Genomic DNA, 13,335 nt, shown 5'->3' with positions numbered 1-13,335 from the left:
TAAATATAGATAAAATACTTTCTAATAAATTTCGAAATCATTTTGTTCAGCGAAAGACTTCCATTTCTGGTATTTCTTTTCATTTTTAAATTCCAAACTTTCGCCATAGTAGTATACCAAACGTTGTGTAGCATATTCGTAAGCACTGTAAGCATTAGCTTGTTCGTAGTACTTAATAGCCTTCTTCAAATCTGTTTTTACGCCCAAACCTTGTTCATAGAGAATACCATAATAAATACCGGAATAAGTCTGCTCATAATCTTTCTTAAGGTAATCCAGAAGGTTTTTATAATCACTTAACTGATAATATATTTCTGATATTTTATCGTAGTTATAATAGTACTTTTTCTCTGCCTTTTGGTAAAAGTCCAAAGCTTTATTATAATCCTGCTTTACATGTTCATCAAAATAATATAGATCACCTAAATTGGTAAGCGCCATTCCGTCGCCAAGTTCTGCCCCTTTTTCGTAAGCCTTAATTGCTTTCTTGATATTAAATGAATACCCGGTGCCGTTGTGGTACAAAGCGCCAATATTATTCCAGGCTACAGGATGATTTTGTTGTGCTGCTTTTTCATAATAGGCTATTCCATTCTTGGGATCAAATAATTCTTCAATTTCAGGATCAGTGAGCAACAGACCAATTTCTACCCAACTATCCAGATCATTCTTTTGAGCAGACAATCCAAACAGGCGAAGTGCTTCTTTATAATCTTCATTTTCTTTTGCATCAAAAGCCATCTTTTTGATGGTTTCTACATCCATGAATTGTTCGGAATTATGACCTGCTATGTCTTTCCATCGATTATAAAATAAAATAAAGTACTCCAGATCTTTTCCCCGGAATGAATAGCGATCCAGGTAAACAGAACCATACTCGGATATATCTACCGGCTGAATGCTTTTATCTTCATTCATCCTGAACATCTTATCACCCAAATACAGAAACAGCAGCCCTTCTTCTGTTCTATAATTTAAAGGATTAGAAATATAGTCGTACGACTTTTCGGACAAACCATTCTCGAAATCAAATACTTGATATCCATCCTTTTTTTGAATCACTAGAAATCCATTTTCCAAATAATGAATTTGTTTAATTTCAGAATGGGGAGCAATTAACCAGATATCATTGTCGGCATCAAAAAGACCTAATCCGTTTTGGGTTTCCAGTGTAAAAACATTGTGTTTATATTCGATATTCGGTTTCCCGTTTACTTTTGTAATCTGCTCATTTCCTAATAGAAACTGATGTTTCAGGGTGTTATAAATCTTCCAGTTTTTATCTTTATAAACCGCCAAACAATCAAAACGTTCCAATAGCATCAACTGATCCGCCTCCTCTATTACAGGATTACCTTTTTCATCTATCAGCCTGCCTTTTTTATCAAACTTATTTGGTTTAACCCAGAAACAGGCACCCGCTTTTACAATGCTTTCTTCTACAAAATCACCCAGATAATTTCCTTCTTTTGTATAATATCTGCGTTTGCTGGTTCCTTTTTGTTTGGTAAAAAACAGTTCCGGAAAATAATCATATTCGTATGGGTTCTCACTTTCAAGAGGAATAATCATTTCAGCAAAATTAGAAACTCCATATTTCCCATCTATTTCCACACATAAATAGCCATAAGTGATTACTTCGGTTGAGTCATAATCAGGAGGAAGTACCCAAGTATTCGAATAAACTTTTAGAATTCCTGTTTTCCCATTCTTTTTTATTTCGCCCAAAGGTTCCGATTCAAAATCGAATACATCAAAGGCATCTTCATAAACCGGAGGGACTAATTCTTTACCGTTACTTTGAAGGTAACCGAACAAACCATCTTTTTGAACTACTGATATACCGTAATAATAATCTGCTTCAAAAATATCATCATAAATAGCCGGCGCTAAAATATTACCCTTTGAATTCTTCAAACCAAATTTTCCATTCTCTTCAAATATTGAAGATGCTATTTTCTTGTAAGCAAGCTCTTCAAAATATCCCAATCCGTAATTGATCCAGTCGGTTTGTAAAATATCGAGAAATGAGGAATAACCGTATTGTGAAAACAAAGAATCTAATGAGGAAAGATTCTGGGTTTCTACCGCTTTTTTATACTGCTTGCTTTTTTGCTGAATCTCCACAAGCCATTCCTTTGCCTGTACTTTGTGCTTTTCTTCACTCATATTGAAGACATCTGTCGCATTCAGTACGAAGCAATCATAAGGCAATGCTTCCAAAAACTCAAACATTTTGTTGACAGGTTCGTAGTAAGCTTTTTTGTAATGCAGCTGATAGGTATCAGCCAGTAGATTGAAGAAGTAACGCAGCTGTACAATTCCCTGCTCTTTGTCAGAGAAAAACTCAACACCTTCTACTCTTATATCTTCTGCAATGAGAGGGTATAATAATAAAGGAATTTCATAGTTCCATTCGCCCAAATAGGTATCGAATGATTGATTTGTTTTCTGATCGTAGTTGTATAAATAAATACGGTGTGCCATTCGCTAAAATTACCAAATCCGGTAATCTTAAAACATCCCTGTTTACAGTGATTTTGCAGGTTTGTATTATTGGCTTAGAGTGACATTCTTCATACTTAACACCTCAATTTTAACGTTGTCATGCTGAGCATGTCGAAGGACTTTAAATAATTATATAATTCTCCGATTTATATTACAACAAAATGACCTGGCCATTCCTTCACTATACTTCAATATACATAATTTTAACAGTTATAATATGCTTCAGGAATTTCAACCACTTTTTTAGTCATTTGCTCCAATTGCTGTGCAAATTGATCGAAGAAATAAGTATCTTCTATAAAAACGTATAGATAATTTCCGGTACTAAGATGAACAATAAGATCAGCATACCCTGCTCCTTTTGCCGGAAGAACATTTTGAAAAGTAAAATATTTAATTTTTTCAAGGTCTAGAATCAATGCAGTGTCTATTCCCGCAAATCCGATTTTATGATTTGTATTGTCTATCCATATACCACTTTTCTCTCCCAATACCTCTTTTACCTTTAGCGGAATGTGCTTAACACTATCATTATCTATATAATTGACTTTAAGTTCCAATCTGTTATGGAATGGTATTAATCCGGATATTTCCATCACTTCTTCGTATTCTTTATTTTCTAAAAAATATTTGTATTCCCTTTTGTTATAGAAATGAAGTGATGTGCTGCCATCGTCATAAGAATAACCTTTATCATAAGTATAGCAAATAGAGGCATTTATACCGTTTGTCAAAACAAATTGCAAATAACATTGGTCTTCCCTTTCATAACCGTATTGATTAATATCAATATCGTCATCAATCCAAAGTCCCTGCAATTGTTTATAGCTTTTATCAGTATTGGTTTCCTCGTACAGGCTTACGAAGAAATCTTGTACAGGACGACTGGTACTAACATTGTCTGCATATATTTCTAATTGATCTATAAGAATACCCTCTATTCGAACCGGATACTTAAATCTTAAATATTTAGCTCCGAAATCGGTAAAATAAGCTTCTACACAACCCGATGCTTCCAGTTGTTCGTAAGTAGTATCCCAAGACATCATCTGTCGGGGCTGTGCATATACTTCGTAGCCAAAATCGACATCATCCGGATATTCGTCAAGAACCTGATAATTCCGAGGCATTTTTTTTGCCCAAATTTTTACTTTATCATCTTCATTTCCGGCTTTACATACTGCAAAAAAGGTTTCATTATCAAAATGAAACCGATCTGACAATTCCTGATAGACATTTACAAAACCATTGAGTTCAGTAGATATATAGTGTTGGTGATCTGCAAAAACAAACAGAAAGGGTACGTCTCCTAAAATCTGTACATATGCATATTTTAGTGAGTGAATATTTGCATTTTCAATATTGCCATGATCTTTATAAAAAAGCGTATCTCCTTCTATCCAGGTTTCTTTATTCTCCATTTACTGTTGTCTTTGCTTTATAATCCATTTTTAGAAGTTCAACATTAATTTAACAATCTTCTACTTATCTTTTCTTATTAGTTTTAACTGCTTTCCTTCTTTTACAAGGTCGAAAACCATTTCTTTCGATGGTTTGAAAATTTGTGTTGCCGCGTCACAGAAATCGGACTTGCTAATACTGTCAACTTCCATTTTTATCTGGTTAGCTTCTGTAAAATAATACCTTCCGTGTATTTTTGTGAAACAATCATTTCCACATTCCCAACTATCATAACTGCTGAACTTTTCTTCATCTAAAAAGTTAACAGCATGAAAGTTGAAAATAACTGCAGTGTCAATTCTTGGAGACATATAATAAGTTTTCCCGCCATCCGGAGCTATAAGTCCTCCTTCATTAACAATCCAGTTGGTATTTTTCAGATAATTCGGAAAAATTGTTTTTTTTCTTTCCGATTCTTTGCAATTGTAGAACACAACCAGCAGCGCACTCAAAATCAGGAAAGCAATATTCTTTTTCATCATTGTGTTTTTTTATAATTATTGAGTCAATTACTCTATTTCCAATAATCAAATTTTATATTCAATTTTTCAAATGCCATTTCCTGATTAATAAGCTTTTCAAGCTCGTCAAAAGTCAGCAGACCTTTTGCCTCAAATTCACCGCCATTGGGTGTTTTGTAAGTATATTCAAAAATATCACGCTGGTAAAAATCCTCCAGAATTTCAACTTGTTCAGCTTTTAAATACTTACGGTGTGTCTTCAGCTGATTATGCAGGTTCTGTTTGATTTTCTCTTCAGAATCCTCATAGAACATCGAGTATTCATCTATTTCGGTTAGAGATTCCAAAAGCTGTCTGAAGATAAAATCCTGCAGATTTTTGGCTAAAATTTCAGCATCTGAATCATGACCGAAAAAAGTAATGGGAACTTCACCATTATTCTCCATATCCAATTGGAAGACATACAAATCTCCGGCACCATTTTTTGCAAAGGGAACCATCCTGTATTTTGGATTTATATCGTAGATTTCGTGGTTAATCATTTCCCCGATTCCATCGCGATAAACAATCGGATCCCAAATTTCGATATCACTTCCAAACAGAAGCAAAGGCGGATTTTCTTTTAACGTTGGAAAAACATTAGTGTACCAGCCGTTTCCATCAGAACCCCAATCGAGCATTTTATCGGCATATAATTGCTTATAAAGCTCCGGATAAGTAAAGTTAAATTCTTTTTCTAAGTCTTCTAAAGTATTCATAGGCATGTTTAAACAGTTTCTCTAAATATTTCTGGTATTTCCCAGACTATAACGGTGGATTTTTGATCAAAAATATTAGAACACAGCTTATTAGCATGGTGACATCTTTACTCGTAAACCTTCGCACCTTTAAAAATATCTGCAAAGGTTGACCAGTCTGGCTTGTCAGCATTTATATCGAGTTTCATATTGTTGTAATACCCCTGAACGTCCTCGGTGAATACACTTAACGCTTCCAGAAAGTCAGGCAATGTCTTGTTTTCCCAATTTTCAGGATTGTCTAAAAGGTCCTTACATAATAAGTCAAGAAACCTAATGAAGCTTTGCCTGTCTGTAACTTTAAAGTTGTTAAGTGTGTCATTCATATAATTGGCTATAATGTTTTCGGGTTTTACGGTCGGTCAGCATTTTTACCCCTAAATTGTCCGCGAAGTGCGAAACCCTGCTCATTGCAAATGTCTGTTAACATCAAAATGACGTTATTTCGTTCTAAGTATAGAAAGTATCCAATAGTTCTTTTACTTTCGTATTGCCTTCGTTGTTGATGGCTAATGCGCTATTATTTTCTACAATTGGCTCTCCCGGTATGTTTATGTACTTAGCTATTTATATTCTTACAAAGAAATTAAAAGTTTTTTCTGTAATAAACTTTGTAGATCTACCTGATGTATCCTTGATTCGCTCTTCGTACAATTCAATTTTTATTATTTTAACGTCGCTCGGAATTTTATAAGTTTCATCTTTTGTATAATTATAACCCACTACATCAGAGCCTTCTTTACCGGGAATCTTTTTGATTTCTACATAGTATCTCAGCGTCATACTATTACCATTCTGCTCTCCCTTTTCAAAACGAATTTTCCTAACCTGATTAATGTTGAGTCCGCCGGAACTTATATTTCCCTGTATCTGAAATTTCAGTATTTCAGCATTTTTGGAAATCATAACAATCATGGGGTTAAAACGCTCAGTAACTTCTTTACGCGTTGTATAGTTATGTACAGTTCCCGTTTCCGGAACTTCTCTTGTACTCCGTTTTGGTTCAGAGTAAATCGTCGTAGTATTCAGTTTCTGAGCATTTGTTTCACAGCCAAACAAAGTCAAAAATGAAGTTAAAATTATGAGTTGCTTCACTACTACATTATTTTTGATAAATCTTTGATTTAAAGATAAAAAAAGGCATTGGATGAAAATATCCCTGATAATAGTGGTTTTTATAAAATTTCACCAATGATCATATTCTATTGTATCCCCTTCTTGGCATCTTTCAATATTTTTTCAGCTTTCAGTCTTATTGCTTTTGGTAATAACTTGAAACTTGCATCACTTTCTTCGCGATACTTATCTTCTTCCTGATATGGAATCCATCCTGTAATTTTTGATTTTGAAAGTGTCTTTTGACCTCTCTTTGTATAAACAATAACTTTCAATGGCTTGGCATCTAATCCATCCGATTCTCCAAAATAAGTAAGGTAAAACTCCGGAAAACCATCTTTGTCTGCATCGCCAACTTCGCAATAGTTAATTAGGTACATAGGTTGTCCCAGATCTTTTGCAAAATCTTTAAAGGTTATTTGCGGAATTAATCCACCGTGGTCTTCCAGAAAAATCCCTGAATATAAATCTTTGGGAATACCTTCGAAATAAGTCCCTTTTTCAATTTTTTTTTCATTAAGATACCAAACATAACTTCCATGGTTAGGAACAAAGGATTTTACGATCATCACCGGATTTCCTTCTAATGGATTTCCGAGTTCCTCAATAATCTCTTTGTATTTTTTATCTGAAGAAAAATATACTCCTGTTCTTATCTGTGCAAAAGATGACATGCTTATCATAAAGGTAACAACAGGTAATAGTTTTCTGAAAATCATAGTGTATATTGTTTTGAGTGTATTGTTTAATTATGTTTTTATCCTTGTTCTGAATTGGTTTTATATATTCTGGTTTATCTCACTTTTAGTAACCGCTTCAGGATCCAGGATGTTCAATTAAAATGTTGTAGAAATATAATGCTGCTAAAACTACTACAATAATTCCGAAAATGAGAAACGAAAGGACATAGTAAAGCACCTTTTTATGTTTTTTTCGTATAGAATTAATGATAAAAATAATAAGTGTAAAAGAAGTTCCTGCTCCCAAAAACAAAACCAAAGCAGTAAGAATCAAAGCTTTTTCCAGGTGTAAATCTGCGGATGATAACATGTTTAAATTAAATATTGAGGTTAGAATGAATTTCTGAAAGTTTATATAAAGCGAATAACCTATTTAGAAACCTATAAGGCCTAAATGATCTTTTATCCAATAATGCCATTATAATAACATTTACGATATTATTCTTTATATTCTTTTCCGGAATAAATATCGATGTAGTAATAAATGGTCTCTTCTGAATTGAGCTTAACACTCACCGATCCATCCGAACTAATGGATTTATATGCCTTCGATCCAATACTTTTTTTATTCTTATTATCATAAAGTGTATACAAACCATTCTTCTCTTTTTGAAGAGCGTAGATTTCTTTTTCTGTGTCCAAAACCGAGATGTATATGTATTCAGGACTTATCTCCCAGGTTTTTGTCTTGCTGTTCCACAAGCCTATGCTTTTTTGTTCTTTTCCGTCTTCAATACGGATAAGGTATAAATCATTCATACCCTGATAGTAACTTATTTTTCCAAACTTCCAGTTTTTGTCATTGAACTTATTGGGTAATATCATTTTCCTATCTGGCCAAACCAAATATCCGACCTGATCCAAAACCTTAAAGTTGTAAGTATCGATGCTATCTGTAACATTTCCTTTGGTATCGATATAAAGCCAGTCGTATGCCCAAACATCGTGATCGTAATTAAAAACACCTAACAAAAAGTAAGGTGAATTGGTAATAGAATACACCAAAGATGTTTTTTTAATAAAATCAATCTGCGAAGCTGTCGCCTTTGTTATTTCTTTCGGAAACATCTTATCATATTGCGGAAAGGCATAGATATCGCTGGTTTTGCTATCTGATAAAAGTTTGGGAACATCCGGCTTATATCGTTCCTTATTAATTTCATTTAGTATTATATCTTCCTTACCAAACCGGATTGACAGTGTTTCGGTACCTTTCAGGCTATTATGAATTGCTTTTTTCTGATTCAATCCATATACCGAAAAAGTTGAATTTGAAGCTTTGATAAAGCGTTTATCTTCTAATAAACCAGCGATATTGTCCTCAACTATATGTAAGCGGTTTTTTTTGATTTCATAAAGACTCCCATTCCAAAAAACATGATTTTCATCTACAGAAACAAAATTCAGAGAATAGCTATCTTCCAGATACGGGATGTCCACACTAAGTAAAACTTGCCTGGTCTCCAAAACGCCAATTTCAAATTTATGGTAGGTCTGTTCTTTATTGATGCCGCTCCCCATGATATTCCAATCCCATTTCCATACAGGCATTTTCTTTTTGTATTCAATATCTTTTTTATAAAATGTAAGCCCGTTTACAACATCCAGCTCAATACTTTCAGGGGAGTAACCCAAAACAATTTTCCCTAGTTCATCTATTGTAGCATATTCATCTTTTTCATTTCTGACAACTCCAAAACCTGTGGGTGTAAATGTAGATGCCCCGCTAAATTTTTGATTAATAACAGGTTTCAAACTCGTTCTATCTACATAGATAAAATTATTCTGCTTCGTTAAGAACGGAACACTATTTATGGTTTTCATTTTTGAAGAAATTACCGAAACGTTATCTTTTTTCTCCTGTGCACAGGCTATGAAAGAAGTCAACATAAAAAAGCTTCTCAATACTACTGTCCTCATACTTCGAGATTTTATTCATCATATGGTGTCAATATTAAAGAGAAATAGAAAATGATACAATCCCAATTATCGGCTATATTTTGCAGTCATAAAAAAGCAATCTTATTTTCTTTATAAATTTCAATTTTCTAAAAAGATTTTCAGTTTAAAACTTTAATTATCCTTTCATATTTAGTTACTAAAACAACTATTATATGCGATTTCCAATAGTCTTTTTCATTTATTAGACTAAACCTATTATCTTAATTAGAATTAATACAAATAAGATAAGCAAATATTATAATATTTGCTTATTTTTGTTCTCAATGTATTATTAACATGGAGAATTTACCACAAGAGAATCAATCGAAGTTTAAAAAATGGTTTAAGAGAGTTGGCTGGGCAGGTTTAATCTTCTTTACAGTGAAGGGGCTGGTATGGCTGGTGGTTTTCTATTTTGGAGCTGATGCCTTGAAAGGATGCTTTAAATAGGTATACAAAATAACTTATGCCACTTCCATTATTACCAACAAAGAACCTACTGAGATAAATATCCAGAGAAGTACACCCTGTACCAAAGGTTTTACACCTACTTTTTTTATTGAGCTAATGCTTAGTCCGGATGCGATTAGGAATAATGTTATATTCAATGCTTTTTTAGCCGTAAAAACCATTACTTCACCAAAAGGTTTGATCTGTGGAAAATAATATGCCAGTAATATTGCTCCGATAAATCCAAGAATAAAATAAGGTATTTTAATTTTTTTCACGGAACCATTATTCAATACTGATAGCAAAATAGAAACCGGGATAATCCATAAAGCACGTTCCAGTTTTACAGTAGTAGCTATTTTCAAAGCCTCCTCTCCATATTTCTGAGCAGATCCAATAACAGAGCTTGTATCATGTATCGCAATAGCAGACCATAATCCAAACTGATCCTGGCTCATATTAAGCTGATGGCCAATAACCGGAAAAATAAGTAATGCCAGTGCATTTAGAATAAAAATACAAGCCATAGCAACCGAAATATCCTCATCTTTGGCATTGATAACGGGCGCCAATGCTGCAATAGCACTACCACCACAAATGGCTGTACCTCCGGAGATCAATGTACTTGTAGATTTATTAATTTCCAGATATCTTCCTATGATAAGGCCTACTATAAGGGTGAAAAATATTGAAGCTACGGTGAATATCAATCCCTCCTTCCCTACTTTTATGGCTTCTGTAAGGTTCATTCCGAAACCAAGACCCACAACCGAAAATTGCAACAGATATTTAGCAGCAACGGAATTGTGCTTTATATAAGGATGACCGATAAAAAAACTTACCACGAATCCTAATATTAAAGCCAATGGTGGTTCCACAAATGGTGTAACACAAAAGATAAGCAATACAAAGAATAATATTTTCTGAAGTAGAGTTGCTTGTTTCATAATTTTAAATTTCATGAAGCAAAGCTCGGAATTAAACATTCCAAAAACTAATCAAAAAATATTATATACTATAACTTTTGCTTATAGTTATGAAAGAAATTTAAAAACAATTTTGGAATACCATCGAAGTTCCCATGCGAATAGACAGCATTAAATTGACGTTTAATACTGAAATTCTCTATATCCAATACTTTAAATTTACCCGATAACAATTCATTTCGGAGAGCATGAATTGATAAAAAGCCTATACAATTGCTATATTCTAGAAAGGTTTTAATACTCTCTGTACTTCCCAACTGAGCCTCAACTTTCAGATCTTTTAGCCGTATATGATTCTTAATAAAAATATCAGCTATTACATCGAGGCTTCCGGAGCCATTCTCACGAAGAACAAAATTTTGTTCTTTCAGTTCACTGATATTAATTTCTTCCTGAACAAATAAAGGATGATTCTGATGTACAACAGCGACAATCTCATCATCCATTACGGGCTCATATTTTAAGCTGGACTTTCCGGAATGCCCTTCAATAAAACCTAAATCTATTGTATTTTCCTGCAATTCTTTTTCAATTTCTTCTGTATTTGCATTCAGCATCTGTATAGTAATATAAGGATGCTCTTGCTTGAAAACAGCCAGAACCTTGGGAAGTATATATTGTCCTATTGTGGTACTCGCTCCGATATTCAGTCTTCCGTTGAAGCTGCCTCTCAGTTCATCTACTTTAAACTGAGCTTCTTCATATACTTTCAGCAGCTGCTGTGCATATTCATAGTATACCTTTCCGGCTTCGGTAAGTTCTACTCTTGCATTTTTACGCTCGAAAAGGCTTACACCCAGTTCGCTCTCCAGTTCTTTTATGTTTTTGGTAACGGCAGGCTGTGTGATAAAATTGAGTTGTGCTGCTTTAGTAAAGCTGTTGTACTGTGCAGCTGAACAAAATATCTTTAAACGAAAATCCACTTTTAGAATTATAAATTACAGGGAATAAAATGTGTTTAGTTATTGTCTGCAGGTTTGTCTATTACATACCATGCATTAATACGGTCCGGTTCTCCAAAATAGGCAACTCTGACAATTTCTTTCAGCTTGGCTCCTAATCTTTCCATAGCAATACGCGAACGCTTATTGTCTTCGCCTACATGGAAGTTGATCTTGTCGACATACTGGAAGATATAATCCATCATCAGATGTTTTACTTTTGGGTTAATACCTGTTCCCCAGAATTTGGTAGCATAAAAAGTATAACCTATAAAAATACTGTTATCGCCTTCATTATAATCATAAAAGCGAGTACTTCCCGCCAGTTCTCCTGATTTTTTATCATAGATAAGATAGGCTGCATGGCTTTCTAAAGCTCCCTGAAAAAAGGTTCTGAATATCTCTTTTTGGTAACGTGTAGGATTTGGATGCTGTTCCCATACTTTAGGATCAGAACCAACTTCATAAATTTTCTCAAAGTCTGATTCTTTAACCAGAACCAGCTTTACATCATCATTTTCCAAAACTTCAGGAATAGGTACAGTTGTCATTTGGTTTGTCATTATTTTTAAAGTTAAAAGCGGGCTTTCGCCCGCTTGCATGTTTTATTTTTTCTCTGCAGTTTTTCTTGCATCACTGTCAATTTTCTTAATGCTCTTCAACTGTTCAGCAATCAGATTAACAGCCGATTCATTAGCTACTTTTACAGGCAGCTTTACCTGTACATCGTCCCATAAAATTTCAATATCAGTCTGTGTAGCATTAACTGGTGTAAGGTTAATTGTAAAAACTTCAGTTTTAGTTGTCTGTGTTTTTACAGGAACCGTTACTCTTGCAACATCATCACCTTCTTTATAGTCATAAGCCCCCCAGTTACCTACTCCTTTATTCAGAATAAGAACCCATTCTTTAGCTTTGGGAATTGCATAAAAAGCATAAGTACCTGCTTTTATGTATTTATCACCAAATAAGATATCCTGCCCAAATGAAATTAAGGTTGCAGAATTAGCTCCCAAACGCCATACTTTGTCAAAAGGTTCTAAGCCACCGAAAATTTTTCTTCCATTAAGAAAAGGTCTTCCATAATCAACTTTGATTTTAGAAACCGAGAATTGTTGCTCTGTAGCCGCTCTGGGGCTGGCAACAGGTAAAGTGTACTGTGAATAAGCAAGAACACTTGCAAATAAGGCTAAACTAAAGGCGAATTTTTTCATTAGGAAAATTTTATTTAAAAGTAAAAAACATTTTGCAAATGCCCGAATAAAAACAGGTTTTCTTTTGTTTAAATATGATAAGTTTAGACAGAATACTACCATAATGAAGCCTGCTATTTTTCTTAAAATGAAATTAGTAGATTTGGGCGGGCTTATAAAGCTTATTGATAATTTATGAAAGCAGGAAAATTACAAATTGAAAATCTGACAACGGAAAGGTTAATTCTGATACCTTTTACTATAAAAATCTGTGAAAATATTCTGGACAATAATTATAGTGATCTGGAACAACTGAATATAGAAAGAGGAATAAACTGGCCTGATGAGGATTTTGCAGAAACATTACCAAGAATCATCAATAACCTGTCCCTAGCTGATGGGCCTACTGGTTTTGAATCCTGGATGATTATAAGAAAAGATACCAGAGAAGTGATTGGTGATGCAGGTTTCAAGGGCTATAATGCTTCCGAACAAAATGCAGATATTGGCTATGGAATAAAAAAAGAAGAAAGAAGACAAGGTTACGCAGAAGAAGCTATTAATAAGCTTATACAGTGGGCCTTTTCAACAGAGATTATAAAAGAAATAACAGCACGGAGTTATACGGACAATCATGCTTCTGCCAAGCTATTAATAAAGGTAGGATTTACACAGGTAAAACAGGATGAAGAGATGTATTACTGGTCTTTAGATAATATAAATTCGATGTAAGAAAAAATA

14 protein-coding genes are annotated in these 13,335 nt (G+C 33.9%); 2 read left to right on the top strand and 12 right to left on the bottom strand.

The features are described 5' to 3' along the window. Positions 1–21: 21 nt before the first annotated feature. The 8 genes from C8J95_RS04685 to C8J95_RS04645 all read right to left on the bottom strand — a co-directional run bounded on the left by C8J95_RS04685 (position 22) and on the right by C8J95_RS04645 (position 9,003). Positions 22–2,487 carry a tetratricopeptide repeat protein gene (locus C8J95_RS04685; RefSeq protein ID WP_107808958.1) on the bottom strand — a complete coding sequence of 822 codons (2,466 nt, stop codon included), beginning with the start codon at positions 2,485–2,487 and terminating at the stop codon, positions 22–24. Between the two features lie 224 nt (positions 2,488–2,711). Further along, on the bottom strand, positions 2,712–3,929 hold the full coding sequence (locus C8J95_RS04680; protein WP_107808957.1) for a hypothetical protein: 1,218 nt from the start codon (positions 3,927–3,929) through the stop codon (positions 2,712–2,714). A gap of 60 nt (positions 3,930–3,989) precedes the next feature. After that, complete coding sequence (locus tag C8J95_RS04675) at positions 3,990–4,448, bottom strand: hypothetical protein (protein ID WP_255412717.1); 459 nt, start codon at positions 4,446–4,448, stop codon at positions 3,990–3,992. A 35-nt stretch (positions 4,449–4,483) separates the two neighbouring features. Next, entirely contained in the window at positions 4,484–5,188 is a 705-nt protein-coding gene (locus C8J95_RS04670) for an SMI1/KNR4 family protein (RefSeq protein WP_107809033.1), read from the bottom strand. Between the two features lie 107 nt (positions 5,189–5,295). Then, positions 5,296–5,553 (bottom strand): hypothetical protein, encoded by a 258-nt coding sequence (locus C8J95_RS04665; RefSeq protein WP_107808955.1) that lies wholly within the window; start codon positions 5,551–5,553, stop codon positions 5,296–5,298. A 241-nt stretch (positions 5,554–5,794) separates the two neighbouring features. Next, entirely contained in the window at positions 5,795–6,322 is a 528-nt protein-coding gene (locus tag C8J95_RS04660) for a hypothetical protein (RefSeq protein WP_255412716.1), read from the bottom strand. 107 nt (positions 6,323–6,429) lie between these two features. After that, positions 6,430–7,062 carry a hypothetical protein gene (locus C8J95_RS04655; protein ID WP_107808954.1) on the bottom strand — a complete coding sequence of 211 codons (633 nt, stop codon included), beginning with the start codon at positions 7,060–7,062 and terminating at the stop codon, positions 6,430–6,432. Between the two features lie 459 nt (positions 7,063–7,521). Beyond that, a complete protein-coding gene (locus C8J95_RS04645; protein ID WP_107808952.1) occupies positions 7,522–9,003 on the bottom strand; it encodes a hypothetical protein in 1,482 nt (493 codons plus the stop codon). A gap of 318 nt (positions 9,004–9,321) precedes the next feature. On the opposite strand from C8J95_RS04645, the gene C8J95_RS18775 reads away from it, so the two are divergent. Next, the gene (locus tag C8J95_RS18775) at positions 9,322–9,474 is read left to right on the top strand and encodes a hypothetical protein (protein ID WP_009084707.1); all 153 of its coding nucleotides are present in this window, start codon (positions 9,322–9,324) and stop codon (positions 9,472–9,474) included. A gap of 14 nt (positions 9,475–9,488) precedes the next feature. On the opposite strand, the gene C8J95_RS04640 is transcribed toward C8J95_RS18775, so the two are convergent. From C8J95_RS04640 to C8J95_RS04625, 4 genes are all read right to left on the bottom strand, one after another. Beyond that, complete coding sequence (locus tag C8J95_RS04640; RefSeq protein WP_107809031.1) at positions 9,489–10,421, bottom strand: YeiH family protein; 933 nt, start codon at positions 10,419–10,421, stop codon at positions 9,489–9,491. Between the two features lie 68 nt (positions 10,422–10,489). Beyond that, positions 10,490–11,383 (bottom strand): LysR family transcriptional regulator, encoded by an 894-nt coding sequence (locus tag C8J95_RS04635; RefSeq protein ID WP_107808951.1) that lies wholly within the window; start codon positions 11,381–11,383, stop codon positions 10,490–10,492. 35 nt (positions 11,384–11,418) lie between these two features. After that, positions 11,419–11,964 (bottom strand): GNAT family N-acetyltransferase, encoded by a 546-nt coding sequence (locus tag C8J95_RS04630; protein WP_185124609.1) that lies wholly within the window; start codon positions 11,962–11,964, stop codon positions 11,419–11,421. Between the two features lie 42 nt (positions 11,965–12,006). After that, entirely contained in the window at positions 12,007–12,615 is a 609-nt protein-coding gene (locus C8J95_RS04625) for a DUF2911 domain-containing protein (RefSeq protein ID WP_107808950.1), read from the bottom strand. A gap of 174 nt (positions 12,616–12,789) precedes the next feature. Between C8J95_RS04625 and C8J95_RS04620 the strand changes: the two genes are divergently transcribed. After that, complete coding sequence (locus tag C8J95_RS04620) at positions 12,790–13,326, top strand: GNAT family N-acetyltransferase (protein ID WP_107808949.1); 537 nt, start codon at positions 12,790–12,792, stop codon at positions 13,324–13,326. The last annotated feature ends 9 nt before the right edge of the window (positions 13,327–13,335 follow it).

The sequence above is a fragment of the Elizabethkingia sp. YR214 genome, from assembly GCF_003058195.1.
In the GTDB taxonomy this organism is placed as follows: domain Bacteria; phylum Bacteroidota; class Bacteroidia; order Flavobacteriales; family Weeksellaceae; genus Elizabethkingia.
This window is presented reverse-complemented; position numbering and strand designations above follow the sequence as displayed.

Excerpts from the sequence above, each read along its gene's own strand:
- C8J95_RS04685 (WP_107808958.1), bottom strand. The coding sequence starts at position 2,487 with ATGGCACACCGTATTTATTTATACAACTACGATCAGAAAACAAATCAA.
- C8J95_RS04680 (WP_107808957.1), bottom strand. The coding sequence starts at position 3,929 with ATGGAGAATAAAGAAACCTGGATAGAAGGAGATACGCTTTTTTATAAA.
- C8J95_RS04675 (WP_255412717.1), bottom strand. The coding sequence starts at position 4,448 with ATGAAAAAGAATATTGCTTTCCTGATTTTGAGTGCGCTGCTGGTTGTG.
- C8J95_RS04670 (WP_107809033.1), bottom strand. The coding sequence starts at position 5,188 with ATGAATACTTTAGAAGACTTAGAAAAAGAATTTAACTTTACTTATCCG.
- C8J95_RS04665 (WP_107808955.1), bottom strand. The coding sequence starts at position 5,553 with ATGAATGACACACTTAACAACTTTAAAGTTACAGACAGGCAAAGCTTC.
- C8J95_RS04655 (WP_107808954.1), bottom strand. The coding sequence starts at position 7,062 with ATGATTTTCAGAAAACTATTACCTGTTGTTACCTTTATGATAAGCATG.
- C8J95_RS04645 (WP_107808952.1), bottom strand. The coding sequence starts at position 9,003 with ATGAGGACAGTAGTATTGAGAAGCTTTTTTATGTTGACTTCTTTCATA.
- C8J95_RS18775 (WP_009084707.1), top strand. The coding sequence starts at position 9,322 with ATGGAGAATTTACCACAAGAGAATCAATCGAAGTTTAAAAAATGGTTT.
- C8J95_RS04640 (WP_107809031.1), bottom strand. The coding sequence starts at position 10,421 with ATGAAACAAGCAACTCTACTTCAGAAAATATTATTCTTTGTATTGCTT.
- C8J95_RS04630 (WP_185124609.1), bottom strand. The coding sequence starts at position 11,964 with ATGACAAACCAAATGACAACTGTACCTATTCCTGAAGTTTTGGAAAAT.
- C8J95_RS04625 (WP_107808950.1), bottom strand. The coding sequence starts at position 12,615 with ATGAAAAAATTCGCCTTTAGTTTAGCCTTATTTGCAAGTGTTCTTGCT.
- C8J95_RS04620 (WP_107808949.1), top strand. The coding sequence starts at position 12,790 with ATGAAAGCAGGAAAATTACAAATTGAAAATCTGACAACGGAAAGGTTA.